Annotated in this window: 20 protein-coding genes and 4 pseudogenes; 7 read left to right on the top strand and 17 right to left on the bottom strand. The window is 68.1% G+C overall.

The annotated features are described in order from the left end of the window. Positions 1-34: 34 nt before the first annotated feature. From BN4348_RS49800 to BN4348_RS49825, 7 genes and pseudogenes are all read right to left on the bottom strand, one after another. The gene (locus BN4348_RS49800; RefSeq protein WP_096866188.1) at positions 35-2,095 is read right to left on the bottom strand and encodes a vWA domain-containing protein; all 2,061 of its coding nucleotides are present in this window, start codon (positions 2,093-2,095) and stop codon (positions 35-37) included. Then, positions 2,088-3,473, bottom strand: coding sequence for a sigma 54-interacting transcriptional regulator (locus BN4348_RS49805; RefSeq protein ID WP_066915439.1), 1,386 nt, complete (start codon positions 3,471-3,473; stop codon positions 2,088-2,090). The genes BN4348_RS49800 and BN4348_RS49805 overlap by 8 nt, the downstream gene beginning before the upstream one ends. Before the next feature lie 41 nt (positions 3,474-3,514). Then, entirely contained in the window at positions 3,515-5,083 is a 1,569-nt protein-coding gene (gene purH / locus BN4348_RS49810) for a bifunctional phosphoribosylaminoimidazolecarboxamide formyltransferase/IMP cyclohydrolase (protein ID WP_066915441.1), read from the bottom strand. Continuing rightward, positions 5,080-5,709, bottom strand: a complete 630-nt coding sequence (purN, locus tag BN4348_RS49815) for a phosphoribosylglycinamide formyltransferase (RefSeq protein ID WP_066915633.1) — start codon at positions 5,707-5,709, stop codon at positions 5,080-5,082. The genes purH and purN overlap by 4 nt, the downstream gene beginning before the upstream one ends. Positions 5,710-5,784: 75 nt before the next feature. After that, a pseudogene (locus BN4348_RS62910) lies at positions 5,785-6,144 on the bottom strand (DUF6350 family protein); the annotation flags it as partial. Next, positions 6,141-6,731: pseudogene (locus tag BN4348_RS62915) on the bottom strand (hypothetical protein); the annotation flags it as partial. The pseudogenes BN4348_RS62915 and BN4348_RS62910, both read right to left, overlap by 4 nt. Next, positions 6,709-7,401 (bottom strand): annotated as a pseudogene (locus BN4348_RS49825) (DUF5336 domain-containing protein); the annotation flags it as partial. The pseudogenes BN4348_RS62915 and BN4348_RS49825, both read right to left, overlap by 23 nt. Positions 7,402-7,623: 222 nt before the next feature. Between BN4348_RS49825 and BN4348_RS49830 the strand changes: the two are divergent. Then, a complete protein-coding gene (locus BN4348_RS49830) occupies positions 7,624-8,472 on the top strand; it encodes an LLM class F420-dependent oxidoreductase (protein ID WP_066915443.1) in 849 nt (282 codons plus the stop codon). Between the two features lie 6 nt (positions 8,473-8,478). Here the strand turns inward: BN4348_RS49830 and BN4348_RS49835 are convergent, their stop codons facing one another. From BN4348_RS49835 to sucC, 3 genes are all read right to left on the bottom strand, one after another. Continuing rightward, positions 8,479-10,008: an acetyl-CoA acetyltransferase gene (locus BN4348_RS49835; protein ID WP_066915445.1), complete on the bottom strand. Its 1,530-nt coding sequence runs from the start codon at positions 10,006-10,008 to the stop codon at positions 8,479-8,481. A 67-nt stretch (positions 10,009-10,075) separates the two neighbouring features. Beyond that, entirely contained in the window at positions 10,076-10,978 is a 903-nt protein-coding gene (gene sucD, locus BN4348_RS49840; protein ID WP_066915447.1) for a succinate--CoA ligase subunit alpha, read from the bottom strand. A gap of 15 nt (positions 10,979-10,993) precedes the next feature. Further along, positions 10,994-12,157 (bottom strand): ADP-forming succinate--CoA ligase subunit beta, encoded by a 1,164-nt coding sequence (gene sucC, locus BN4348_RS49845; protein ID WP_066915449.1) that lies wholly within the window; start codon positions 12,155-12,157, stop codon positions 10,994-10,996. Positions 12,158-12,498: 341 nt separating this feature from the next. Between sucC and BN4348_RS49850 the strand changes: the two genes are divergently transcribed. Continuing rightward, the gene (locus BN4348_RS49850; protein ID WP_235852922.1) at positions 12,499-13,551 is read left to right on the top strand and encodes a M23 family metallopeptidase; all 1,053 of its coding nucleotides are present in this window, start codon (positions 12,499-12,501) and stop codon (positions 13,549-13,551) included. 1 nt (position 13,552) lies between these two features. Next, the gene (locus BN4348_RS60520; RefSeq protein WP_066915451.1) at positions 13,553-14,134 is read left to right on the top strand and encodes a hypothetical protein; all 582 of its coding nucleotides are present in this window, start codon (positions 13,553-13,555) and stop codon (positions 14,132-14,134) included. A 94-nt stretch (positions 14,135-14,228) separates the two neighbouring features. On the opposite strand, the gene pcrA is transcribed toward BN4348_RS60520, so the two are convergent. Next, positions 14,229-16,553, bottom strand: coding sequence for a DNA helicase PcrA (gene pcrA / locus BN4348_RS49860; protein WP_066915453.1), 2,325 nt, complete (start codon positions 16,551-16,553; stop codon positions 14,229-14,231). Between the two features lie 59 nt (positions 16,554-16,612). After that, entirely contained in the window at positions 16,613-18,631 is a 2,019-nt protein-coding gene (locus BN4348_RS49865; protein ID WP_066915455.1) for a PPE family protein, read from the bottom strand. Between the two features lie 403 nt (positions 18,632-19,034). Between BN4348_RS49865 and BN4348_RS49870 the strand changes: the two genes are divergently transcribed. After that, positions 19,035-19,352 (top strand): chorismate mutase, encoded by a 318-nt coding sequence (locus BN4348_RS49870; protein WP_084454392.1) that lies wholly within the window; start codon positions 19,035-19,037, stop codon positions 19,350-19,352. A gap of 128 nt (positions 19,353-19,480) precedes the next feature. After that, complete coding sequence (pgi, locus tag BN4348_RS49875; protein ID WP_066915637.1) at positions 19,481-21,145, top strand: glucose-6-phosphate isomerase; 1,665 nt, start codon at positions 19,481-19,483, stop codon at positions 21,143-21,145. Between the two features lie 21 nt (positions 21,146-21,166). On the opposite strand, the gene BN4348_RS49880 is transcribed toward pgi, so the two are convergent. Then, positions 21,167-21,742: a TetR/AcrR family transcriptional regulator gene (locus BN4348_RS49880; RefSeq protein WP_066915639.1), complete on the bottom strand. Its 576-nt coding sequence runs from the start codon at positions 21,740-21,742 to the stop codon at positions 21,167-21,169. 114 nt (positions 21,743-21,856) lie between these two features. Here BN4348_RS49880 and BN4348_RS49885 point away from each other — a divergent pair, with 114 nt between their 5' ends. Further along, positions 21,857-23,182 carry an oxygenase MpaB family protein gene (locus BN4348_RS49885; RefSeq protein WP_066915459.1) on the top strand — a complete coding sequence of 442 codons (1,326 nt, stop codon included), beginning with the start codon at positions 21,857-21,859 and terminating at the stop codon, positions 23,180-23,182. Positions 23,183-23,288: 106 nt separating this feature from the next. Here the strand turns inward: BN4348_RS49885 and BN4348_RS49890 are convergent, their stop codons facing one another. From BN4348_RS49890 to cobF, 4 genes and pseudogenes are all read right to left on the bottom strand, one after another. Continuing rightward, positions 23,289-24,038, bottom strand: coding sequence for an SDR family oxidoreductase (locus BN4348_RS49890; RefSeq protein ID WP_066915461.1), 750 nt, complete (start codon positions 24,036-24,038; stop codon positions 23,289-23,291). A 109-nt stretch (positions 24,039-24,147) separates the two neighbouring features. Then, positions 24,148-24,618 (bottom strand): zinc finger domain-containing protein, encoded by a 471-nt coding sequence (locus BN4348_RS61785; RefSeq protein WP_235852923.1) that lies wholly within the window; start codon positions 24,616-24,618, stop codon positions 24,148-24,150. Positions 24,619-24,768: 150 nt separating this feature from the next. After that, positions 24,769-25,011, bottom strand: a pseudogene (locus tag BN4348_RS61790) (DNA-formamidopyrimidine glycosylase family protein); the annotation flags it as partial. 5 nt (positions 25,012-25,016) lie between these two features. Then, positions 25,017-25,760, bottom strand: a complete 744-nt coding sequence (cobF, locus tag BN4348_RS49900) for a precorrin-6A synthase (deacetylating) (RefSeq protein ID WP_066915465.1) — start codon at positions 25,758-25,760, stop codon at positions 25,017-25,019. A 121-nt stretch (positions 25,761-25,881) separates the two neighbouring features. On the opposite strand from cobF, the gene BN4348_RS49905 reads away from it, so the two are divergent. Further along, on the top strand, positions 25,882-26,787 hold the full coding sequence (locus tag BN4348_RS49905; RefSeq protein WP_066915467.1) for an AurF N-oxygenase family protein: 906 nt from the start codon (positions 25,882-25,884) through the stop codon (positions 26,785-26,787). The last annotated feature ends 43 nt before the right edge of the window (positions 26,788-26,830 follow it).

Consider the following 26,830-nt stretch of genomic DNA (forward strand, 5'->3'; position numbering starts at 1 on the left):
GAAGCATCTATTCCACTGCGGGAATTACCGCTGGCTAACGTCGCCGCCGCGACCGCAAATAGTCACCCACCACGGCAGCCCCCAGGCCGTCGACGTCGGGGACCACGACGCGGCCCTCGACGCGCCGGGCGACCTGGTCGATGAACCGGGCCAGGCCGGGGTCGTCGCCCAACCGGAAGATGGTCACCTGCGCACCGAGCCTTGCCATGTCGTCGAATCCCCGCACGGTGTGGGCGATGGTCCGCGGGTGCGGCGGGTAGTCGAAGAACACCGTGGAGCCATCCCCGTCGAAGTCCTCCAGGTGCGCGGTCGGCTCGCCGTCGGTCACCACCAGCACGACGGGCTGCGCGTTGGGGTGCCGGCGCAGGTGGCGACCCGCGAGCGCCAGCGCGTGATGCAGGTTGGTGCCCTGCTCGTAGACACCCTCCAGACCGGTGAGCTCGGCGGCCGTGACGGTCCGCGCGTAACGACCAAAGGCGATGATCTGCAAAGCATCCGAACGAAAGCGTGTGCACACCAGGTGGTTGAGCGCGAGCGCCGTCTGCTTCATCGGCAGCCAGCGATTCTCCATCACCATCGAAAACGAGGTGTCCACCAACAACGCCACGGCGGCCTGCGTCCGCGTCTCGGTCTCGGAGACCTCGACGTCGTCGACGGTGATCCGGATGGGGCCAACGGGATTTTTCAGGGTGGTCGTCCCGGACTGCCGCAGCACCGCGTTGGTCAGCGTACGGGGGATGTTCCACGGCTCGGTGTCACCGAATTGCCAGGGCCGGGTCGCACCGGTCAGCTCGCCGGCGGCCCCGGCGCGCCGGTGATCCCGCTCGCCGCGGCGTCCGGAAAGCTGTTGCACCACATCGCGTAACGCCGTCTCGCCGAGCCTGCGCATCGCTTTCGGGGAAAGGCGCCACTGGCCGTCGGAACCGCGGTCCAGGAACCCCTGGTTGACCAGCGCCCGTTCCAGTTCGGCGAGGGTGCGGGCATCGATGGCCGCCTGGTCGCCGAGCTGGCGCGCGAGCGCGTCGAGGTCGACGTCGTCCATGGTGGCGCCGGGATAGCTCTGCGACAGCTGCTCGGCCAGCTGCTCCAGCTCGGCGATGTCGGAGATCGCCTGCGTGCCTTCACCCATGCCGAACGGGTTGTCTCCGGAGAACTGCTCGGACCCGGTCCAGTCCTCACCGGGCCGAGCCGCCTGCAGGTGCGCATCGAGCCGTCCCAGTGCTTGCATCAGCGCGGGTGACCCAAATGCCTGCTGCGCCAGGGCATCCAGCTCGGCGCGCTGATCGGGGCTCAGGCTGTTGCGGAAGCGTTGCGCCGCGGCGGCGCGCTTGGCCAGCGAGTCGAGCAGCTCCTCGACATTGCGCGGGTTCTCGGGGAAGAACTCGCCGTGCTTGTCCATGAATTCTTCGAAGTCTTGCTGCGAGTCCTGGCCGCGGGAGTGCTTGTCCAGCAGCTCGTTGAGGTCGTCCAGCATCTCGTTGACCCGCTGGCGATCCTCGTCGGTGGCGCCCTCCAGCGCCTGCTTCATGCCTGCGAAGCGTTGATCCAGCATCTCGCGGCCGAGCAAATCCCTGATTTGCTCGTACTTTTGACGGGCCTCGCCGCTGCGCCAGTTGTAGTCGGACAGCTCCTGCACCGCCTTGGCCGGCGACGCGGGCAGCGCGTCCAGCTGCAGCTCGCCGAAGCGGGCGTCGTCGTCCAGCGCGCGGGCCAACTCCTTGCGCTCGGCCAGCACGGCCTCGTCGAGCAGCTTCTTGATCTCCTGCAGGGTGCCGTCCAAGTTGTTGCGGCGCAGCAGGTCCCGTCGCCGGCGGTTCGCCTCGGCCGCCAGCCGGTCGGCCCCGGGCATGTTCTTGGTGCCGCGGCGCAGCAACTCGGACAGGGCGCGCCGTGGCGAGGTGCCGGCCATCACGTCCTGACCGATCTGTTCGAGCGCCTCGCGCAGATCCACCGGCGGCGCCAGCGGGTCGGGCCCGCCGGTGTACGCCGAGTATCGGGAGGAATGCCCTCGTGACGATCGCAAGCGCGGCGAAGCCGGCGCTGGGGGTTCCCCCGCGGAGCTGGGGGACGGGTCGTCACGATCGAACTCAGCCATAGACGGTTTGACCCTCCCCGGACACCTTGTCGATCCGCTTGGCCAGATACAGCGCCTCCAGCGCCAGTTCCAGCGCCGCGGCGCGCTCGCCTTCGGATTCGGCGTGCAGCTTGGCCGCGATCTGCTCGACGACCGGCAGGTTCGGCACCGCGGCCAGCACGTCCTTGGCCGACACCCGCTCGCCCGTCGTGACCGCCGAACCGCCCTCGACCGCGGCCACCAAGGCGCCGACGTCGATTCCGCCGAGCACCCTGGCCGCGGTGTCGGCCGTCGCGCGCCGCAGCAGGTGCTCCAGCACCGCCTGTTCGCGGCCCTCCTCGCCCGACTCGAATTCCAGCTTGCCGCGCAGGACGTCGATCACCGTGTCCAGGTCGACCACCCGGGCCACCGGATCCGTCTCCCCCAGCACCGCGCCGCGGTGGCGGGCGGCGGCGGCGACGGTCTCGGCGGCCGCGATCGCGAACCGCGCCGACACCCCGGAGCGTTGATCGACCGAGTTGGACTCCCGCAGGTAGCGGGCGAACCGCGCGATCACCTGGATGAGGTAATCGGGCACCTGGGCGCTCAGGTGGGCTTCCTGCACGATCACGCCCACCTCGGCCTCGAGCTCCAGCGGGTAGTGGGTGCGGATCTCGGCGCCGAACCGGTCCTTGAGCGGGGTGATGATGCGGCCCCGGTTGGTGTAGTCCTCGGGGTTGGCGCTGGCGACCACCAACACGTCCAGCGGCAGGCGCAGCGTGTAGCCGCGGACCTGGATGTCGCGCTCCTCCATGACGTTGAGCATCGACACCTGGATGCGCTCGGCGAGGTCGGGCAGCTCGTTGACCGCGACGATGCCGCGGTGCGCGCGCGGGATCAGCCCGTAGGCGATGGTCTCCGGGTCACCGAGGCTGCGGCCCTCGGCGACCTTGATCGGGTCGATATCACCGACCAGGTCGGCGACGCTGGTGTCGGGGGTGGCCAGCTTCTCGGTGTAGCGCTCGCTGCGGTGCTTCCACGCCACCGGCATGTCGTCGCCGAGCGTGGCGGCGCGTCGGATCGACTCCGGCGTGATCGGCCGGTAGGGGTGCTCCCCCAGTTCGGCCCCGTCGATCACCGGGGTCCACTCGTCGAGCAGTCCGGTGAGCGCGCGCAGCAGCCGGGTCTTGCCCTGGCCGCGTTCGCCCAGCAAGACGAAGTCGTGGCCCGCGATCAGCGCCCGCTCCAGCTGAGGCAGCACGGTGTCCTCGAAACCCAGGATGCCCGGCCACACGTTGTCGCCCTCGGCCAGCGCAGTCAGCAGGTTTTCGCGGATTTCTTGTTTGACGCCCCGTTCGCGGTGGCCGGCGGCACGCAGTTCGCCGACGGTGCGGGGCAGGTTGCTCGGTGATGGCACCACTCCACGCTACGCGTTGCCCCCACGCCTCACCCGCCGAACGTTCAGTGGGCGAAGTGGCGGGCTCCGGTCAGGTACACGGTGACGCCGGCGTTGGCGGCCGCGGCGGTCACCTCGTCGTCGCGCACCGATCCGCCCGGGTGCACCACCGCCCTCACCCCCGCGGCGGTCAGCGTCTCGAGCCCGTCGGGGAACGGGAAGAACGCATCCGAGGCCGCGACCGCTCCGCGGACCCGGTCGCCCCCGCGCTCGACGGCCAGCCGGGCGGCGTCGACCCGGTTGACCTGGCCCATGCCCACGCCGATGGTCGCGCCGTCGGCCGCGATCACGATCGCGTTCGACTTGACCGCCCGGCAGGCGCGCCACGCAAAGACCAGATCGGTCAAGGTGTTCGGGTCCGCCGGGGATCCGGTCGCCAGTGTCCAGTTCGCCGGATTGTCGCCGTGCGCGTCGAGCTGGTCGCGCTGCTGCACGAGCAGCCCCCCGCTGATCGGGCGCAGCTCGGTGCCGCCGGCCAGCGGCTCGGAGGCCACCAGCACGCGGATGTTCTTCTTGCGCGTCAACGCGTCGACAGCGCCCGGCGCGTACGCGGGCGCGACGATCACCTCGGTGAAGATGGTGCTGACGTACTCCGCCATCTCGACACTGACTTCGGTGTTGGCCGCGATCACCCCGCCAAAGGCGCTCAGCGGATCGCATTCGTGGGCCTTGCGGTGCGCGTCGGCGACCGAGACCGACGAGATCGCGATGCCACAGGGGTTGGCGTGCTTGATGATCGCCACGCAGATCTCTTCGTGGTCGAAGGCGGCCCGCCAGGCCGCGTCCGCATCGGTGAAGTTGTTGTAGGACATCTCTTTTCCGTGCAGCTGCTCGGCCTGCGCCAGGCCCGGCCACGCGCCGGGGTCGCTGTAGAGCGCCGCCTGCTGGTGCGGGTTCTCGCCGTAGCGCAGCATCGCCGTGCGCCGCCAGCTGCCCGCCAGCCACTGCGGGAAGTTCGTGGGCGGATGCTCGGGCGCCAGCGTCGACTCCATCCAGCCGGCGACCGCGATGTCGTAGTCCGCGGTGTGCTGAAACGCCAACGCGGCCAGCCTTTTCCGCTCGGCGAGGGTAAATCCGCCGCTGCGCACCGCGGCGAGCACGCCGTCATAGCCGAGCGGGTCGGTGACCACCGCCACGCTGGGGTGGTTCTTGGCGGCGGCCCGGACCATCGACGGTCCGCCGATGTCGATCTGTTCGACGCAGTCGTCGATGCCGGCGCCGGAGTCGACCGTCTCGCTGAACGGATACAGGTTGACGACGACGAGTTCGAACGCCGCGATCCCGAGCTGTTCAAGCGCCGCCTGGTGCTCGGGTTTGCGCAGGTCCGCCAGCAGGCCGGCGTGCACCCGCGGGTGCAGCGTCTTGACCCGGCCGTCGAGCACCTCGGGGAAGCCGGTCAATTCCTCCACGCGGGTGACCGGAATCCCTTTGTCCGCAATGGTCTTCGCCGTCGAACCGGTCGACACGATCTCCACGCCCGCCGCGGCCAGTCCCTGGGCGAGTTCGATCAGCCCGGACTTGTCGTACACGCTGATCAACGCGCGGCGAATCGCCCTTCTTGACTCGTCGCTCATCCTATGGTCGCCTTTCGTCCGGTCCAGGTCACGCCGCGCGTCGCCAGCGCGGCCACCACGTCCACCAACAGCCGCCGCTCGACGACCTTGATGCGTTCATGCAGGGTCTCTTCCGTGTCGCCGTCGAGCACTCCGATGGGCTCCTGGGCCAATATCGGCCCGGTGTCCATGCCGGCGTCCACCAGGTGCACCGTACAGCCGGTGACCTTCACACCGTATGCCAGCGCGTCGGGGACGGCATGCGCCCCCGCGAATGCCGGCAGCAGCGCCGGATGCGTGTTGAGGGTGCGTCCACAGAAACGTGAAAGGAATTGCGGCCCAAGTATTTTCATAAATCCCGCGGAGACGATGAGATCGGGCGCGTGCGCCGCGGTGGCTTCCGTGATGGCCGTGTCCCAGGCCGCGCGGTCGGGGTAATCGCCGAGGCGAACGGTGAACGCGGGCAGGGAGGCCGCCGCAGCGACCTCGGTGGCCCGGCATTCGCGATCCACGCCGACGGCGACTATTCGCGCCGGGTAGTCGCCCGTGGCGGCGTCGATGAGCGAGCCCAGCAGCGAACCGGTGCCCGACGCCAGCACCACCACCCGCGCCGGCGCGCTCGGGGGCACGTGGAGCGGTTGGGGCACAACGGGGAGCCTAGTCGGAATGGCTGACGCGCCGAGCCTGCGGCCAGCGCGACATCGCCCGGCGTGTCCGCGCGNGGGGCCGCCCAGCGCCGAGGCGATCACCCAGCGCACCACCAGCCACGACGAGGACGCCGCGGTGGCCCGGGCGCTGGCGCGCGCGGTGCCCCACACCATCAGCAGGACGGGCAGCAGCGGCAGCACACCCAGTTCGCGGCCACCGATCGAAATCGGCACCTGGTGCACCGCCAGCCACATGCTGGCGATGGCGCCCAACGCGCCGGTCATGTCGCTGTTGGCGATCAGCAGCTGCAGCAAGGTGACCGCGGCGACGATGCCCAATGCCACCACGGCCGGGGCGAATGCCACCCGGACAAGGTCGCGTGCCTGGCGAGCGCCGGCGGCCCGGTCGTCCCCGCTTGCTGACACCCTGTTCACTCTTGGCGCACGTGCCCGACTACGCGCGAGGGCGCAGGCTTAGGAGGGCGCCGGCCCAGCCGGTGACGACGGCGACTGTTGCTGCTCCTGGCCGGAGGCCGGCTGGCCGCCGGTGTGGCTCGCTTGGTCGACCGGACCCGAACCGGCCTGGGACTCCGTGCCGCTCGCGGCGGAGGACGGCGGCGGGCTGAAGCTGGGGAAGCCGGTGGGCGGCGTCNGAAGACGGCCGCAAAATCCGCCGGCTCATCGACCGCCGGGGCGGGCGCGGATCGCCTGGTCCGCCTGGGCCGCACGGGCCGGATCCCGCCGGCCATCACGACCGTGACGCCGCCGACGACCGCGAACCAGAAGAACACGCCGCCCAGCAACGTCCCCTGGTCGACGCCGACATGCCCGAAATTGCCGAGCCGCCCGCTTCCGCCGTACGCGAGCAACGACATCGCCAACGCCCCGACAACCGCGGCGACCAGGAGTTTGGCCATCGCCGGGAGCAGCGGCAGCGCGCGCCGGGCGCATTGCTGCCCAACCGCCACGCCCGACGACGCGCCGACGATGAGCAGCGCGACCCACACCGGCCCGAGCGGCGGCGTGGNCGCCGTACTGCGAGCCGTAAGAGGAAGGCTGCGGCGTCTCCTGCTGGTGGGACTGGTGCCCGGCGTGCTGCTGGGCACTCGGCTGCCCGTAGTACGACGGCTGCTGTCCGTATTGTCCGTACTGGCCGTATTGCCCGTACTGGCCGTATTGCGCGTAGGGGTCGTACTTGGGCCGCGGCGCGGGCGCCGCGATGACTCCGGCGTCCAGCAGCAACGCGCCGACGGCGGCGAAGGCCTGAATAATGCTGCAGCCGACCAACGGCCACATCGCCCAACCGATGCCGAACCCGGCGGGCGTGTTGACGGTCTCGGTGATGGCCAGCAGCGCACCCAAAACGGCGGCCACCGCGACGATTCCCACGTAACTCTTGGCCTTGGGCAGCAAGCCGATCGCCGCCAGCAGGGCGGCCAGCAGCGCGACGATGACCGCGGTGCCGGCGTCGCCGGCCCGTCCGCCACCCGGGCCGAGGTCGGCGCCGATGACGAACGTCGGCCCGAAATTCAGCAAGTACACCGCGATGCCGAGGACCACGACCCCGACGTTCAACGCCAGCGGAAGCTTGCTTTCGCCGTCGTCGGTCTTGGCGAAGGACGGTGTGGCGCCTGGGTAGGAGCCGCCGGGCTGCGCGGGTTGATATCCGGGACCACCGGGCGAATAAGTCATGGCTCCTCCTGTTGCTTCTTAGCGGCGCCACATTGCAGTGCGACGCTGTGCTTCCAGGCGCGCCACCGCGGAACACCTTCCCCATGTTGCGTTGCGGCGCGATCGACCAACCACGCTAGCGCACCTTCGGGCGGCCGTGCCGGAGCCACCAGCCTGTCGGCGCGACCAGCGCCGACCCGTGCCGCTTGCCGAGCACAGGTAGAACACGTTCTAATCCTGTGCATGGATTACGGCCTCGTGCTTTTCACCAGCGACCGCGGCATCTCCCCGGCGACAGCGGCCAAGCTCGCCGACGACCACGGTTTCCAGACGTTTTATGTGCCCGAACACACCCACATCCCGGTCAAGCGTGAGGCCGCCCATCCCACGACCGGCGACGCGTCGCTGCCCGACGACCGGTACATGCGCACGCTGGACCCTTGGGTAAGCCTGGGCGCCGCCTGCGCCGTCACGTCGCGGGTGCGGCTCTCGACGGCGGTGGCGCTGCCCGTCGAGCACGACCCGATCACGTTGGCGAAAAGCATTGCCACGCTTGACCACCTGTCGGGGGGCCGGGTGAGCCTCGGCGTGGGCTTCGGGTGGAACACCGACGAGCTGGCCGACCACGGGGTGCCGCCCGGGCGGCGCCGGACGATGCTGCGCGAGTACATCGAGGCGATGCGGGCGCTGTGGACGGAAGAGGAAGCCGCCTACGACGGCGAGTTCGTCAAGTTCGGGCCCAGCTGGGCCTGGCCGAAGCCGGTGCAGTCACACATTCCGGTGCTCGTGGGCGCGGCCGGCAACGAAAAGAACTTCAAATGGATCGCCCGCAGCGCCGACGGCTGGATCACCACCCCGCGCGACTTCGACATCGACGAGCCGGTCAGCCTGCTGCAGGACACCTGGGCGGCCGCCGGTCGCGAAGGGGCTCCGCAGATCGTCGCGCTGGACTTCAAGCCGGTCCCCGAGAAGCTGGCACGCTGGGCCGAGCTCGGGGTGACCGAGGTGCTGTTCGGACTGCCGGACCGCCCCGAGGACGAGATTGCCGCCTACGTGGAGCGGTTGGCCGGCAAGCTGGCCGCCCTCGTCTAGCGCGAGTCAGTTGACGAAGCAGCGATTGCCGTAGTCGAACGAGCGCACCCGGACCGCGCGCCCGATGGGGTCGCCGTCGATCAGCAGCGCGATCAGTTCCTCGTCCTCGGTGGTCGACAGGAACCGGGTGCCGTCGTCGAGCCTGCCGATGATGATGCCGGTCGGGCGTCCGTCGTCGCGCCGGACGGTGTACGTCTCGACGGTCCCGCGACCATCGGCGGTCTCGGTGACGGCCTGGGTCGCCCACCCGGCGACCCGGGCTTGCAGCTCCGCGTTGCGATCCGGCTTCCACTCCACCGGAGCGGTGGAGTATACCCCCACCGAGTACTTGCTCAGGATTCCGCCGTTGGCGCCGACGAGTCCGAATTGCCCTGGCATGCTTCGCATCTGGGCGACCGTCTCGGCAACCGCATGCATGGAGTAGTTGTTGCCCGCCCCGCCGAAGAACGGCAGCCCGCCGGTCAGCGTCAGGCCCCGCGGGTCGTCGGGCGCGATCCCCAAGCCGTCGCAGATGTTGAACACCGGCACCGGAAAGCAGCTGTAGAGGTCGAAGGTGGCGACGTCGTCGACTCCGATGCCGGCCATGCCCAGCGCCTCGCGCACCGCCATGACGGCCGACGGTGAGTGCCCGAGATCCGGGCGCTCCACCAGCGGCTGCTCCTCCAGGTCAACGTGCCCGTGCAGGTAGACCCAGTTCTCCTCGGGCACCCCTAGAGAACGGGCCGCCCCGACCGACATCAGCAGCGCGGCCGCCCCCTGGTTGACCTGGTCACGCGCCACCATCAGCCGCGGGTAAGGCTCAGCGATCATCCGGTTGGCCTCGGTCACGGTGATCAGTTCGTCGACGGTGCGTTCGACCGGCGCGGCGGCGAACGGGTTGCTGGCGGCGATCTTGGTGAAGGGCGCGAACAGCTCGGCCATCGTCCGCCGATATTCGGACGGACCCAGCCCCGTCCCGGCCCGCCGGGCGTTTTCCAGCAGCCCGTATTGGATCGGCGCGCTGGTCAGCCCGTGAATGACCGTGTAGCGCGAGATGAGTTTCTCGATGCCGTGACCACGGTCCTCCAGGTCGCCGTCGACGGTCTCCGTGAAGTCCGGCCTGCGTTCGGTGCCCGCGAAGTGCCGCAGCGTCGAGGTCGCGTCGGACCCGAAGATCAGCGCCGCCTGCGACCGGCCGGCGGCGATCTCCGCGGCCAGCTCGCTGATTAGGTGCTGCGGCCCCTGGCCCCCGACGATCTCGAGGATGGCGCGCGCGGGCCTGGCGCCCACCCGCTTGGCCACCGAGCGCGGGTAGTTGTTCGACCGGCCCAGCACGGCCGAGGCGACGGGCCCGGAGATCTCGAATTGCCTGACACCGGCCACGGTGTCGACGGCCTCGGCCACCGACCCCACGTCGGCCCCACAGTCGGCCAGGGCGGCCGAAGCGGCGGCGGCGGCCAACTCGACGGGTGACATCGCCCGGTAAGCGGGGTCGTCGATGCGCTCGGCGGCCTGCCCGACACCGACGACGACGGGCGTGCGCGCGTCAAGATTCATAGCTCAACTATCTACCGCAGCGGAACTGCGGCCCGCCACCCGGGTCCGGTCAAGGGGCCGGCAACCGCTACAGCGCCTTGAGAATCTCCCGGGCCAGCGCCGCGGTCTCCGACGGGGTCTTGCCCACTTTGACGCCGGCCGCCTCCAGGGCTTCCTTCTTGGCGGCCGCGGTGCCCGACGAGCCGGAGACGATCGCGCCGGCGTGGCCCATCGTCTTGCCCTCCGGGGCGGTGAATCCCGCCACGTAGCCGACCACCGGCTTGGAGACGTGGGCCCTGATGTAGTCGGCGGCGCGCTCCTCGGCGTCGCCGCCGATCTCACCGATCATCACGATGACCTTGGTGTCGGGATCCTTCTCGAAGGCCTCGATGGCGTCGATGTGGGTAGTGCCGATCACCGGGTCCCCGCCGATGCCGATGGACGTCGAGAAGCCGAAATCGCGCAGCTCGTACATCATTTGGTAGGTCAGCGTGCCGGACTTGGACACCAGCCCGACCGGGCCCGAACCGGTGATGTTGGCGGGGGTGATGCCCACCAGCGCCTCGCCCGGGGTGATGATACCGGGGCAGTTCGGCCCGATGATGCGGGTCTTGCCGCCCTTCTCGACGTTGTAGGCCCACGCAAATGCGCTGTCCTGCACCGGGATTCCCTCGGTGATGACCACCAACAGCGGGATCTCGGCGTCGACGGCCTCAATGATGGCGTCCTTGGCGAACTTCGGCGGCACGAAGATGATCGAGACGTCGGCGCCGGTCTTTTCCATCGCCTCGGCGACGCCGCCGAACACCGGCAGCTTGACGATCCGTCCGCCCTTGTCCTCGTGCGTGACGGTGGTGCCGGCCTTGCGCGCGTTCACACCGCCGACGATCTGGGTGCCCGCCTTGAGCATTCGGGCGGTGTGGACGGTGGCCTCGCTGCCGGTGATGCCCTGGACGATGACCTTGTTGTCCTTATTGAGGAAGATCGACATTTTCCAAAGTCCTTTCTAGGCGCTCGCCAGCTCGGCGGCCTTGTCGGCGGCCTCGTCCATCGTGGCCACCAGCGTCACCAGCGGGTGGTTGGCCTCGGTCAGGATGCGACGGCCCTCTTCGACGTTGTTGCCGTCGAGGCGCACCACCAGCGGCTTGTTGGCCTCGTCGCCGAGAATCTCCAGCGCCTTGACGATGCCGGTGGCCACCGCGTCGCAGGAGGTGATGCCGCCGAAGACGTTGACGAACACGCTCTTGACCTGCTGGTCGCCCAGGACCACGTCCAACCCGGCGGCCATCACCTCGGCCGAGGCGCCGCCGCCGATGTCCAGGAAGTTGGCCGGCTTGACACCCCCGTGCTTCTCCCCGGCGTAGGCGACGACGTCGAGGGTCGACATCACCAGGCCCGCGCCGTTCCCGATGATGCCGACGGCGCCGTCGAGCTTGACGTAGTTGAGGTGGTGTTCCTTGGCCTTGAGCTCCAGCGGATCGGTGGCCTCGCGGTCCTCGAACTCGGAGTGATCGGGGTGGCGAAAATCGGCGTTGGCATCGAGGGTGACCTTGCCGTCCAGGGCCAGGATGCGGCCGTCGGGGGTGCGCACCAGCGGGTTGACCTCCACCAGCGTCGCGTCCTCGGCGACGAAGAGCTCCCACAGCTTGGAGATGGTGACCGCGGCGGCGTCGAGCACCTCGGCCGGCAGGTGGCCTTGCTCGGCGATCGACCGCGCGGTCGCCTCGTCGACCCCCTTGACGGCGCTGACGGGGACCCTGGCGAGCCGGTCGGGCTTGGTGGCGGCCACCTCTTCGATCTCCATGCCGCCCTCGACCGAGCACATCGCCAGGTAGGTGCGGTTGGCGCGGTCGAGCAGGAAGGAGATGTAGTACTCCTCGGCGATATCGCTGGCCTCGGCAACAAGCAGCTTCTTCACGACGTGGCCCTTGATGTCCAGGCCGAGGATGTTCTTGGCGTGCTGGTAGGCGTCTTCGGGCGTCGCGGCGTATTTGACGCCGCCGGCCTTACCGCGGCCCCCGATCTTGACCTGGGCCTTCACCATCACAGGGCGACCGATCTCCTCGGCGATGGCCCGGGCACCGTCGGCGGTGTCGGTCACCCGACCGGGCGTGCTCGGTACGTTGTGCTTGGCGAACAACTCTTTTGCTTGATACTCGAAAAGGTCCATGGGCTCACTGTCTTCGCTCGACTTGCTGCTAGGCCTGTACGTGGGCCCCGCAATGGGGACAGCCGGAATCGGCGACTCGCACGGTGGCACTGTAACCACCCGTCGAACGCCTGCTACCGTCGCGTCCACCGATGTGGTGCAGCTCACCGCATACCGATACCCCGCAAAAGTGATGCGAATCACAATATCGGTTGGGTTCTTGGCCCGAGGTTGCCAGCCCCGTCGGTTAGCGGATACCTTCCTAGGGTCCAGATAACGTTATGGTCACGATACGAGGACAATTCAGCTTGTCGCAGCATCGTTTAGCCCGTCCTTCTGCCGTGTCAACCGGCGTCGTGAGGGTGGGGCGCGCAGCCGGCGGCCGGTGGACGGAAGCTCACCGCAACGAAGTCACCGAAATCCTGCCCCTCGACGGGTTCGACTTCGACGACCTCGAATTGGTCGACGAGTCCGCCGATCTCGACGATCTGGACTTCAGCAACGACTCGACCTTCGACAACGAAGCCCGCGTGCTGCTCGCTCCCGAGCTCGACGACCTGCATGACACGGACGATTTGGGCCCGCTGCTGCTGGCCGCCCCCGCGGCCGTGCCGGTCCCGGCACGCTTCCAGCCCGGTACCGCCGCCACCGAAGCGCGCCGTCCCAACCACTCGGACATCACCGACGTCATTCCCGTCATACGACGCGGCGGGCAACACCGTAAGCAGCCGACCAGCGCGGCCAGGGGCCGCCTGCTGATCTCGGCGATGGCCGCCGGGGCCGCGGCCGCCGCGGCCCACACGGCGACCAGCCACGCCGATACGCCCAAAACGGAAGCCGTGCTGACCGCCAACGCGTCGGCGCTGATCGGCGGGGCGGGCAGCAACACGATCCGCGGCGCCCAGGTGGTCGCGGTCCAGCCCGCGGCGAATGCCGCGGTGCACAACGAGGAGCTTGCCAAGGGCGTGGCCTTCGCCAACGATCGCGCCCAGCGCGAGGCCCGGCTGCAGCAGCCGCTCTACGTCATGCCGACGAAGGGGATCTTCACCTCTAACTTCGGGTACCGCTGGGGGGTGCTGCACGCCGGCATCGACCTGGCCAACTCGATCGGGACGCCGATCTACGCGGTGTCCGACGGCGTCGTGATCGACTCCGGGCCGGCCGCCGGCTACGGGGCGCTGGTCAAGCTGCGCCACGCCGACGGCACCGTCACCCTCTACGGCCACGTCAACACGACGCTGGTCAGCGTCGGCCAGCGCGTGATGGCCGGCGACCAGATCGCCACCATGGGCAACCGCGGCAATTCCACCGGGCCGCACCTGCATTTCGAGGTGCTCCAGGGCGGCACCGAACGGATCGACCCAGTCCCATGGCTTGCAAAGCGGGGTCTTAACATCGGCAACTACGCTGGCTGAGGTGACTGCGCCCAACGACCCCGCTGCACCCGCGCCGGCACCCGAATCCCCCGCACCGCCCTCGGAATCGCAGACGCGGATCATCCGGCGGGCACCGACCGGCCCGATGCCCGTGGTGCCCGAGTCCCCGACCACGCAGATCCCCCGGCAGTCACCCGCCGATCACGGCGCCCCATCCGCGGTCCGGCGAGGGCTTGCGGAACCGCCTGGCCACGAGCCGAGCGGGCGGACCACCGTCGCCGCCAGCGCCGTGACCATAGTCAGCGGATGGGCCACATCGGTGGTGGCCACCGACCTGATCGCGGGGTGGTGGCGGACCGACCGCCTCTTCTGCATCGCGGTCGCCTTCCTCGCGCTGGTGTTCGCGATCACGACGATCTCCGGGGTGATCATGCTGTTGCAGCATCGGCCGCTCGGCCGTTATCTCATCGCGGCCGGCGCGGTGGTCGCGGTGCTGACCTACGGCGGCGTGTTCATCGCGGGCGCGCGCGTGGCGTGGATCGTCTACACCCTGTGGCTGCTGCCGGTCGCCAGCGTGGCGCTGGCATTTCACCCGCAAACCAAACGCTGGCTACAGGCGTAACTGACTTTCTTGCGCTATTCGCGCCCTTTGCGCCGAACGTGTTCTGGCGGCGAAGAATTGGCGAAAATTTCGCCCTGCCGTCACGTTCGGCGCGTCAGAGCTTGCTGACGGGGGCGTGGTTGTGCATCAGCTTCACCCGCCCCGAGCTGCCGAAGTCGATCAGCGACATGGCCGATTCACCCACCCCGGACACCTCCTCGACCCGGCCCAGCCCGTACTTGTCGTGCGACACCCGGTCGCCGGGTTGCAGTACCAGCAACGGGCGCTTGCTCGCCCCCGACCTGGTCGGCGACGGACGCGGCGCGCCGAACCGTCCGGCACCGCTCACCGGGGCGCTGAACGACGACGGCGGCGGCGCGCTGCGCCGCCAGTCGATGAGCTCCTGCGGAATCTCCTGCAGGAAGCGCGATTCCGGGTTGAGCATCGGCTGCCCCCACGAGGACCGCACGATGGCCCGGCTGACGTATAGCCGCTGCCGGGCCCGGGTGATGCCGACGTAGGCCAGCCGCCGCTCTTCGGACAATTCCGTGGGGTCGTCCAGCGACCGCATGTGGGGGAACATCCCGTCCTCCCAGCCGGTGACGAACACCACCGGGAACTCCAGCCCCTTCGCGGTGTGCAGGGTCATCAGCGTGACCAAACCGGCCCCGTGCTCCGGGATTTCGTCGGCGTCGGCCACCAGCGAGACCCGCTCCAGAAACGCCGCCAAGGCGCCGGTGTCGGGCACATCCTCGTCCTCGGGCGTCTCCAGCGCGGCCGCATTGGCTTCGTCGATGCTGAATTCGTGTGCGACGCTGACCAATTCGTTCAGGTTGTCCAGCCTGGCCAGCTCCTGCGGATCGGTGGAGGACTCCAGCTCGCTGCGGTAGCCGCTGCGTTCGAGCACCAACTCGACCAATTCGCCGAGGTCGTCGTCGAGGTGGCCCCTCAGGTCGTCCAGCAGCTCGACGAAGCCCGCGATCGCCTTCTCCGCGCGGGTATTCAGCATCGGCACCCTGCCTTCGGCGGCGGCCACCAGCGCGTCGGCGAAGCTGGCGCCGGTGTTCTCGGCGTACACCGCCACGCACGCCTCGGCGCGATCCCCGATGCCCCGGCGCGGCGTGTTGAGGATGCGCCGCATGCTGACCGCGTCACCGGGATTGTCCAGCACCCGTAGATAGGCGACGATGTCGCGGATCTCCTTGCGCTCGTAAAAGCGCACTCCCCCAACGACCTTGTAGGGGATGCCGGCACGGATGAAGACCTCTTCCAGCGACCGCGACGAGTTGTTGGTGCGATAGAACACGGCCACGTCGTTGTAGGTGATCTCGCCCCGCTCGGCGAGCGCGTCGATCTCCTCGGCCACGAACCGGGCCTCGTCGTGCTCGTTGTCGGCGACGTAGCCGACGATCAGCTCGCCCGCGCCGGCGTCGGTCCACAGGCGCTTCTCACGGCGTCCGGTGTTGCGGGCGATCACCGAGTTGGCCGCCGACAGGATGTTCTGCGTGGAGCGGTAATTCTGTTCCAGCAGAATGGTTCTCGCGTCGGGATAGTCGCGCTCGAAGTCCTCGATGTTGCGAATGGTCGCGCCGCGGAACGCGTAGATCGATTGATCGGCATCGCCCACCACGCACAGTTCGGCCGGCGGTACGTCGCCCTCGGTGTCGGTGCCCACCAATTCGCGCACCAGCACGTACTGGGCGTGGTTGGTGTCCTGGTACTCGTCGACCAGCACGTGCCGAAACCGCCGGCGGTAGTACTGCGCGATTTGGGGGAACGTCTGCAGCACCGCGACGGTCTCCCCGATCAGGTCGTCGAAGTCCAAGGCGTTCGCGGCCCGCAGCCGCCGCTGGTATTCGCCGTAGACGGAGGCCACCGTGCGGCTCAACTCATCGGAGTCGTCCGACAGGTTGGCCACCGCCTCGTCGGGGCCGATCAACTCGTTCTTCAGGTTTGAGATCGCGTTGGCCAGCAGGCGCGGCGAGTAACGCTTGATGTCCAGCCCCATGTCGCGACCGATCATCTGCAGCAGGCGCCGCGAATCGTCGGCGTCATAGATCGAGAAGTTGGAGTTGAGCCCGTCGATCAGCGAGGCCTGGTTGCGCAGGATGCGCACGCACGTGGAGTGGAACGTGGAGACCCACATCGCGCGGGCGCGGTTGCCCACCAGGCGCACCACGCGTTCGCGCATCTCCGCGGCGGCCTTATTGGTGAAGGTGATGGCCAGGATCTGACCGACCCCGACGCCCCGCGCCGCGATCAGGTAGGCGATGCGCCGCGTCAGGACCGCCGTCTTACCCGAGCCCGCGCCCGCGACGATCAGCAGCGGCGAACCCTCGTGCACCACCGCCTGGCGCTGTTGCGGGTTGAGCCCGTCGAGCAGCTCCTCTGCTTCGGAGGCGGACTTGGCGTCGGTATTAGCGGTCACGTGCACACTCATGTCCGTCCAAACTTACCGCCGACCTCCGACGCCAGGCGGCAGGCGGGGTAGGCCGGGGACTAGCGCCCGAAGCCCGATTGCTGGGTGCCCGTGTTATTGGCGCCCGAGCTGTGGGTGCCCGAGTTGTCATAGCCGGAGTTGCCTGCGCCCGTGTTCCCTATTCCCGAGTTGCTGCTGCCGGAGTTCAGGAAGCCAGCGTTCCCGGCGGGGCCGGTGTTGCCGTAACCGATGTTGAGGTTGCCCGCATTGGCGATGCCCACACCATTCGTGCCCGTGTTGAAGAAGCCCGTATTGCCGTTATGTGTGTTTTGGATGCCCGTGTCGTGCTGGCCCACGTTTCCGTAGCCCTCGTCGTTGCTCCCGATGTTTCCCAAGCCCGAGTTCGCGGTGCCGTTGTTGTTGAAGCCGGAGTTCCCGGAGCCGATGTTTCCGAAGCCGGAGTTCGCGGCGCCGGTGTCGATCGCGCTGCCGAAGCCGGTGTCGGTAATCCCCGAGTTCCCGCCGCCCGTGTTGATGTCGCCCGAATTCCAGAAGCCCGTGTTCGTGGCGCCCGCGTTGCCGAAGCCCGTGTTGTGCATGCCGGAGTTGCCGAAACCGACATTGCCGGCGCCGGCGTTGGCGAAGCCCACATTGCCGTTGCCCGCGTTGAAGGCGCCCATCGACAGGGCCCCGGCGTTGCCGACGCCGAAGTCGTCGTGCCCGCCGTTGAAGAAGCCCACGTCTCCCACGCCCGAGTTTCCGAAGCCCGTGTCGGTGCCGGCCGAGTTCCAGAAGCCCGTGTTCACGCTGCCGGAGTTCCACATGCCGGTATTGGTGCTGCCGGAATTGCCAAAACCGGTGTTGAAGTTGCCGGAGTTGCCGATGCCCCAGTTCCCGTTGCCGGAGTTGAAGAAGCCGACGTTGTTGTTGCCCGAGTTGAACAGGCCGATGTTCCCGGTGCCGCCGTTCAGCCCGTTGAGGTTGATGCCCACCTGGTTGTCGCCGGTGAGCCCGATGCCGAAGTCGTCGTTGCCGGTATTTCCGAAGCCGAGGTCGAAGTTGCCGTGATTTCCGGCGCCGATGTTGCTGTTGCCCAGGTTTCCGACGCCGACATTGGAGCTGCCGTTGTTGCCGCTGCCGAGGTTGTTGTTCCCGAGGTTTCCGAAGCCGTAATTGGTGTTGCCGTCGTTTCCGCTGCCGACGTTATTGTTGCCGGTATTTCCGCTCCCGAAGTTTGTGGCACCGCTGTTTCCGCCGCCCAGGTTGCCGCTACCGAAGTTTCCACTCCCGATGTTGGCGCTGCCGTGGTTTCCGCTGCCCAGGTTGGAGCTGCCGATGTTTCCACCGCCGACGTTGAAGCTGCCGATATTTCCGCTGCCCACGTTGAGGATGCCGGCCTGGCCCGAAGAGGGCCCCTGGTTGCCGTCGCCGAGGTTGAGATTGCCGATGTTGCCGTTGCCCAGGTTGGCGTTTCCGGTGTTGCCGCTGCCCAGGTTCGCGCTGCCCTTGTTGCCCAAACCAAGGTTCGCGGCGCCGATGTTGCCCGACGGCGAGAGCTGGCCGAGCGCGCCCGGAAGATCCTGCAGCAGTTGCTCGAACGGCGTCAGGGCCGCCGCCGCTTCGGACGCGCCGGCGTGATAGCCGACCATCGCGCTGACGTCCTGGGCCCACATCCGTTCGTATTCCGATTCGGCGGCGGCGATCGCGGGGGCGTTCTGCCCGAAGAGATTCGAGACGACCAGTCGCACGAACTGGTTGCGGTTGACCGCCACCTCAACCGGGTGCACCGTCGCCGCCATCGCCGATTCGAATGCGCCCGCCACCGCGCGGGCTTGTCCGGCCGCGCCCGAGGCCTGGGTCGCCGCCGCGTTCAGCCAGCCCGAATACGGAGTCGCCGCGGCGACCATCGCCCGGGACGCCGCACCCTGCCAGGCCTGACCGGGCAGGCCCGAAATCACCGACGTAAACGACGAAGCCGCAGAACCCAATTCGGTGGCCAACCCCTCCCATGCCGCCGCGGCTTGCAGCATCGGGGCGGAGCCCGCGCCACTGAACATCAGCAATGAGTTGAGCTCAGGCGGAAATACGAGGAAATTCATGTCCCGGAAGCCTTTCCCGATGTGCCCGAATAGAACGCAGCCTACTTTCGAAAGGGCGCATTGCGTGGATTTCGCACCCGTCGATTTCCGGGGCAATGAATTCCGTCCATGCGAAAACCCGTTTGCTTCGGCATTCACCGGCGCCGCCCGGTTTCCACTGCGCGGGACTTCCCGTCGCCGGGCAGGGCCGTACACATCATTTTTTTGCGTGGTCGCGTCGCTTAGTGGCACACTCGATGGGTGCTCAACGCGCAGCGCCATCGCCAGGTCCCGGCCCGGGAGTGGATCGGCCGATTTTTCTACGGGTACCGGCCAGCGGTGCCCGTGGTGTAGCTGCTTTCGCAGAGCCCCGTGGTCCGCTTCCGGATTCGGGGCTCGTCTCTTTTGTGAGGCCCGATAACGGATGAGACCAGAACCCCCACATCAAGAGAACGCGGAGTTGACAGAGATGAACATCGAGATGGTCGAGTGCCCAGAGACCACCGACATTGAGCAGTTACGCCAAGAGATCGACCGATTGGACGCCGAGATCCTCGCCGCGGTCAAGCGGCGCGCCGAGGTGTCCCAGGCGATCGGCAAGGTGCGCATGGCGTCCGGCGGCACCCGGCTGGTGCACAGCCGCGAGATGAAGGTCATCGAACGCTACAGCGAGCTCGGTCCCGAGGGTAAGGACCTGGCGATGTTGCTGTTGCGGCTGGGCCGGGGCCGGCTCGGCCACTGAGGCCACTCACGCCACAGCCGCGAGCCAGATCTGGCTCGGCCCTGTCGGATCGCATACGCATGGTGACGGCCCGCCGCGCCCGGCTACGCCGCGCTTGCGACCGTCACTAGGGTCGAATCATGACCTCCGTGACCTCCGCACAACCGCTGCCCGACATCACCGCCACACCGGCGTGGGACGCCCTGCGCAGTCATCACGAACAAATCGGCGATACCCATCTTCGCCAGTTCTTCGACGACGATCCCGACCGAGGCCGCGAGCTGACCGTCACGGTCGGCGACCTCTACATCGACTACAGCAAACACCGCGTCACCCGAGAGACGCTGCGGCTGCTGGTCGACTTGGCGCGCACGGCTAACCTCGAAGAGCGGCGCGACCAGATGTTCTCCGGCGTGCACATCAACACCTCCGAGGACCGCGCCGTGTTGCACACCGCGCTGCGGCTGCCCCGGGACGCCGAGCTGACCGTCGACGGGCAGAACGTCGTCGAGGACGTGCACGCCGTGCTGGATGCGATGGGCGAATTCACCGACCGGTTACGCAGCGGTGAATGGGTCGGGGCCACCGGGAAAAGAATCAGCACGGTCGTCAACATCGGCATCGGTGGGTCGGACCTCGGACCGGTCATGGTGTACCAGGCGCTGCGCCACTACGCCGACGCGGGGATCTCGGCACGCTTCGTCTCGAACGTCGACCCGGCCGACCTCATCGCGAAGCTGGCCGACTTGGACCCGGCCACAACGCTTTTCATCGTGGCGTCGAAGACCTTCTCCACGCTGGAGACGCTGACCAACGCGACGGCCGCGCGCCGCTGGCTGACCGACGCGCTCGGGGACTCCGCGGTGGCCAAACATTTCGTGGCCGTGTCCACCAACAAGCGCCTGGTCGACGACTTCGGCATCAACACCGACAACATGTTCGGGTTCTGGGATTGGGTCGGCGGGCGGTACTCGGTCGATTCGGCGATCGGTCTGTCGGTGATGGCCGCCATCGGCAAGGAAGCCTTCGCCGACTTTCTGTCCGGATTCCACATCGTTGACCGGCATTTCAAGACGGCCCCACTGGAGTCCAACGCGCCCGTGCTGCTCGGCCTGATCGGGCTGTGGTACTCCAACTTCATGGGCGCGCAATCGCGCGCTGTGCTGCCGTATTCGAACGACCTGTCGCGCTTTGCCGCGTACTTGCAACAGCTGACCATGGAATCCAACGGCAAGTCGACGCGCGCCGACGGCACGCCCGTCACCACCGACACGGGCGAAATCTTTTGGGGCGAACCGGGAACCAACGGCCAGCACGCCTTCTACCAACTGCTGCATCAGGGCACCCGGCTGGTGCCGGCCGATTTCATCGGCTTCAGTCAACCCCTCGACGACCTCGCCACCGCCGACGGCACCGGCAGCATGCACGACCTGCTGATGAGCAACTTCTTCGCCCAGACACAGGTGCTGGCGTTCGGCAAGACGGCCGAGGAGATCGCCGCCGAGGGCACGCCCGCCCACGTCGTCCCGCACAAGGTGATGCCGGGCAACCGGCCGTCCACCTCGATCCTGGCCGACCGGCTCACGCCGTCGGTGCTGGGCCAGCTGATCGCGCTCTACGAGCACCAGGTCTTCACCGAGGGGGTGATCTGGGGAATCGACTCCTTCGACCAGTGGGGCGTGGAATTGGGGAAAACGCAAGCCAAGGCGCTGTTGCCGGTGATCACCGCCGACTCCTCGCCCCCGCCGCAGTCGGACAGCTCGACCGACGCGCTGGTGCGTCGCTACCGCACCGAAAGAGGGCGCACCAGCTGACGTTTCGCGGCCAGCGCGCGCTCAACCGGTCGGGACCACGAGTTCGGAACCGAATCGCCGCACAAATGTGCGCAGGCGTTCCACGGTCGCGGTCTGCGGATCGCTGAGGTGCAGCCGCAGCAATTCGCGACCGGCGGCGTGCAGCACTCGAGCGGTGTATTCGGGATCGTGCAGCTGGTGATTGATGCGCAGCAGTTCACGGACGAAGAAGTCGATGACGGCGGCCTCGGATTGAGCCAGTCGGGCATACAACTCCGGCGGCGCGCCCTGCGGCGGGAACAGGAACAGCCGCCACGTCGCCGGGTGGGCGTCGACGGCCGCCAGCACCCCGTCGAACGCGAGCACCAGCGACTGATCGTCCGCGGCGGCATCCAATCCCGAGATCGCTTCGGCGAACTGCGCGCCCGCCCGGGCCGCCTCCCGGTCGATCAGTTCGACGAACAGTCCGGCCAAGTCGCCGAACTTCTGATAGATCAACGACCGATTGATGCCGGCCTGCTCCGCGATGCGGTTCGGTGTTGCCGCGTGGAACCCGTCGGCGTCGACGATCGCGTGCGTGACGTCGAGGATCTGCTCGCGCCGGCCCTCGCCGGTCATGCGGCGCTTGGCGCCCGACGACATCGACGGCAATGACGTGGTCACCCTTGACAGCATAACTAACACCTTGTGAGTATTACTCACCAACTGTTAGTTAGCGGGAGGCAGCTTGTCATGTCCAGGGCCACGTATTACCCCGAGCTCGCCCTACGCGTCCGCAGCCAGCGCGAGTTGCAGCCCGACCTCTACGGGGACTTCGACTTCGACCGGGCGCCGGATCGGCTGGCCACCGAGCCGGACGTCGATTCCGCCCTGCCCGCCTGGGTCGCCGACCGCGCGCCGATCCTCGAAGACGACCGCGTCCTCGAATTGATCAGCACGGCCACCCTGCTCGGCGACGTCGTCGCCGATCCCTACGCCGCGCTGATGACCACGCACAGCGTCACGGATCTGATCGACATGCTCAAGAGGGCCTGCCGACACGGGATCGAGGCCGTGCCCGAGGCGCCCCCCGAGCTCGGCGCGTTCATCGCCGCGATGGAGGCCACCCCGGAGTGGATCGACTTCGACCTGGTACGCGAGGGCGCTCGCCAAGAGCGCATTCCCGCGGCGCTGCTGGCGCCCTTCATCACGCGGGGAGCCTTCATCGCGACCTTCACCAACACCTACGCCGCGCTGCCGATGGCCCTGACCGGCGCGCTCTCGGGCAAGCGGGCCGCCCGGCGGGTCAACGAAACGGCGAGTTTCTTCGCCGTCACGACGCTGCCCGGGGCGCTGGACCGCTACGGCCCCGGCTTCGAGGCCGCCGCCATGGTCCGGCTGATGCACTCGATGGTCCGCTACAACGCCCTGAAGAAATCGGACAAGTGGGACACCGCCGTCTACGGCATGCCGGTGCCGCAGGTTGACCAGATGCCCGCGGGAATGATCGGCCAGTACCTGTTGGCCCGCAAGGCGCGCCAGCAGGGCCGCACGGAATTCACCAAGGAAGAGCGTGCCGTCATCGAATTCGCCAGGTACCGCTGCTTTCTACTCGGCCTGCCCGAGGAACTGCTGCCCGCGGAGCCCGCCGACATCATCCACGTCATGCACGCGCGCTCGGCACTGCTGCGCCACGGGTTCGACGGAATCTGTGCCGAACTCGTCCGCGGCACGATGGCGGCCTATCTGCGCCCCGACACCACCCTGTTCGACCGTTGCGCCGAGGCGGTCGAAAAGAGTTTCAGCAAGCTCACTTTCGTCCGCACGTTCTGCGGTGGTGACCGCGACGTGGCCGAGGCGATGGGCGTCTCACTCGGGTCGACGGACCTACTGCGGGTAGCCCTCACCGCGCCCTTCATCATCGGACGCTTCACCGCGGTGAGCCAGGCCAGCCGCGTCCCGGTGCTTCGGGACGTCACCGACGCGTATGTCATCGGGCTGCTGAAGCTGCGGCTGGCCACCTACGGCAAACCCGAATTCACCACCGACGCAGCGCATTACACGCCGGTCCCCCACTGAGCCCTCTCGGGTCCCCCACTGAGCCCTCTCGCCGCGAGCGTGCGCAGTTGTACGCGCATGTGCGGCGTGTCGCGTGCAAACACGCACGCTCGCGGCTAGCGATCAGCTAGGCGAACAGCTTCGTCAGCCGGGGCGGCAGCACCCGCAAGAGCTGCACCAGCGGCGCCCACGGCCACCAGGGCACCACTGCCCGGCCCGGCTCGCGCTCGATGGCGGCGACCAGGGCCTTGACGCCAGTTTCGTTGTCCACCATCAACATTGTGCTGGAGGATTTGGCCGTCATCTCCGACTCGATGTAGCCCGGCTCGATCACCGAAACCTTGATCGGGCCGCTGCGGTATTCGGCGCGCAGCGATTCGCCGAGGGAGGTCAACCCGGCCTTGCTCGCACAGTAGGCCGCCTTGACACCCGGCACGCCCTTGTTGCCGAGCACCGACGAAATGAGCACCAGGTGGCCCGAACTGCTCTTGGTGAACATCTCCAGCGCCGCTTCGATCTGCACGAGGGCGGCCACCAGGTTGGTCTCGATGGTCGCCTTGTTCGCCCAGAGCTTGCCGGAGCCCAGCTTGGCGCCCTTTCCGATGCCGGCGTTGACGACGACGCGGTCGATGCCGCCCAGTTCGTCGCTGAGCTCGGCGAACACCTTCGGCACCTGCTCGTGGTCGTTGACGTCCAACGCGGCGACGGCGACTTTGATGCCCGGATACTGTTGCGTCAGTTCGGCTTTCAGCTCATCGAGCCGTTCGGTGCGACGGGCGCACAACCCCAGGTCGCGGCCCTTGGCGGCGAAGGAGCGCGCCATCCCGGCACCCAGGCCGGAACTGGCGCCCGTGATGAGGATCTTCTGGCGAGTCACCCGAGCAGCATAGCTAGTGCCCGCCCAACGTCGAGTTGTTGGGCTCGATAGGTTTTCCGCACAACAAGTCGACGCTCGACCGCTATTCGAGCAGCGACCAGGCCGCGCGCTACTTGAGCAGCCGTGACATGCGCCGGTCGGCCAGCACCTTGCCGCCGGTCTGGCACGTCGGACAATACTGAAAAGACTTGTCGGCGAACGACACTTCGCGCACGGTGTCCCCGCACACCGGGCAGGGCAAGCCGGTGCGGGCATGAACCCGTAACCCGGAGCGCTTCTCCCCCTTGAGCATCGCGGCGCCCTGGCCGACGGAGCGGCTCACCGCGTCGGTCAGCACCGAGATCATCGCGTCGTGCAGGGCGGTGAGCTGCCCGTCGGACAGCTTGCCCGCCGTGGCGAACGGCGAGATCTTCGCGACGTGCAGGATTTCGTCGCTATAGGCGTTGCCGATGCCGGCGATCACCTTCTGGTCGGTGATGACGGTCTTGATCCGGCCGGTGTTACCGGCCAGCACCCCGGCCAGGTCATCGGGGCCGAGCTCCAGCGCGTCGGGGCCGAGGGCTGCGATGCCGGGCACCAGCTGCGGGTCGTCGACGAGCCACACCGCCAGCCGCTTCTGGGTGCCGGCCTCGGTCAGGTCGAAGCCGGGCGCCTCGCCGGGGGTGCCCAAATGCACGCGCAACGCGATCGGCCCCTTGCCGGGGCGCAGCGGCGCCGGGGCCAGCCTGTCGGACCAGCGCAACCAGCCCGCGCGCGACAGGTGGGCGATCAAGAACAGCTGCCCCGCCTGCAACCCCAGGTACTTGCCCCAACGCTGGGCGCCCGTCACGGACCGGCCGTGCAGGGCGCTCGTCGGCGGGTCGAAGGTCTTGAGCACCGACAGCGCCCCGACGTCGACGCGACCGATCGTCGAACCGACGGCGTGGCGTCGCAAATGGTCGACCAGCGCTTCGATCTCGGGCAGTTCGGGCACGCCCTTCAGTCTGCCGGTCTGAGCAAATAGGTGTCCATGATCCAGCCGTGCCGGGCGCGGGCCTTGGCCCGCAGCGCCGCGATCCGCGTCCCGACCTCGCCGACGGTGCCCGCCACCAGCAGCTCGTCGGCGGTGCCCAGGTAGGCGCCCCACCAGATGCGGGTGCCGGGCGGGCACACCTGAAACGAACAGTCACCGTCGAGCATCACCACCGCCGAGCCCGCCAAACCGTGCTCGCGCAGCCGCCTGCCGGTGGTGATCAGGACCGGCTCGCCCACCCCGTTGAGCGGGATGCGGTGCCGGGCCGTCAGCGCCTGCACCGCGGTGATTCCGGGAATGACGTCGAAGGTGAACTCGACCTCGGCCGCGACGGCAGCCAGGATCCGCAGGGTGCTGTCGTAGAGCGATGGGTCGCCCCAGGCCAGGAAGGCGCCCACGCCGTCGGGACCGAGCTCGGCGGCGATGGCCGCCGCCCAGAGCCGCGCCCGCGCGGCGTGCCAATCCGCGACGGCCTCGCGGTAGTCGGGCCCGGTCGAGCGTTTCGGGTCCGCCAACTCCACGAAGCGATACCCGGGCTCCCGGATGAACCGCGCGCAGATCTCGCGCCGCAGGGCCACCAGGTCGCTTTTGGCCTCCCCCTTGTCCATCGCGAAGAAGACCTGGGTGTCGTTCAGCGCCTCGATCGCCTGGGCCGTCACGTAGTCGGGATCGCCGGCCCCGATGCCGATCACGTGGATATGCCGACCCAAGAAGCCCTCCTTATTGGTTAAATCAGAGTGCCGAATCGAGACCTCGGAGGCCTAGCCGGGACCCCAAGTACCCAGTACCATGGGTACCGTCTGAAGCACCCAATGAAGGGACGCCAGCGCCATGACCACGGTGGTGAAGCCGAGTGGCCCCAGTCGTGAGGAGTTCTCGGACCGTTTGCTGAAAGGCTCGGTCAAGAAGTCCTACGAGCCCGTCGTCGACATCGATTGGGACGCGCCGCTGGATCCGGACAAGTTCTATCTGCCGCCGCGGCTGGTGTCGCTGTACAACACCCCGATGTGGGACGAGATGACCCGCGAGCAACAGATCGATTTGTCCCGCCAGGAACTGGTCAACACGCTGTCGGCCGGGATCTGGTTCGAGAACATGCTCAACCAGTCGTTGTTGCGGACCATCCTGCACGAGGACCCCACCAGCTCCTCGACCCACTACAAGCTGACCGAGCTGGGCGACGAGACCCGCCACATGGTCATGTTCGGCAAGGCGATCGAGCGCATCGGCGCCAAGCCGGTGCGCCCGCGGCTTTTCCACCGGTGGATCATCAACGCCCTGCCGCTGGCGTTCCAGCGCGGCTCGATGCTGTGGATGGCCGCCCTCATCGGCGAAGAGATCTTCGACTCGCTGCAGCGGCAGATGATGGACGACCCGGAATTGCAGCCAATCATCCAGCGCCTCATGCGGATTCACGTCACCGAGGAGGCGCGCCACATTCAGTTCGCCCGGGACGGCGCCCGCAAGCGGGTCACCGAGATGCCGCGCCTCAACCGATGGTTCATGGCCAACATCAACGGGCTGGGCGGCTACTTCTTCAACTACCTGTTCAGCAACCCGATCCCCTACGCGCGGGTGGGTCTGGACGCGAGGCGGGCCCGAAGGACCGCGCGCACCAGCCCGCACCGCCGCGACATTCAAGTTGCCGGCTTCGCCCCGCTGGCGGCGTTCCTGACCGAGCTGGGCCTGCTGGGCCCGATCGCGCGCCGCGGCTGGAAGCGCAGCAGGTTCCTGTGACCCGGCCGCCGGTCGTCGTCCTCGGCGCNCGTCCCCGATCGCA

The organism is Mycobacterium interjectum (assembly GCF_900078675.2).
Taxonomy (GTDB): Bacteria; Actinomycetota; Actinomycetes; order Mycobacteriales; family Mycobacteriaceae; genus Mycobacterium; species Mycobacterium interjectum.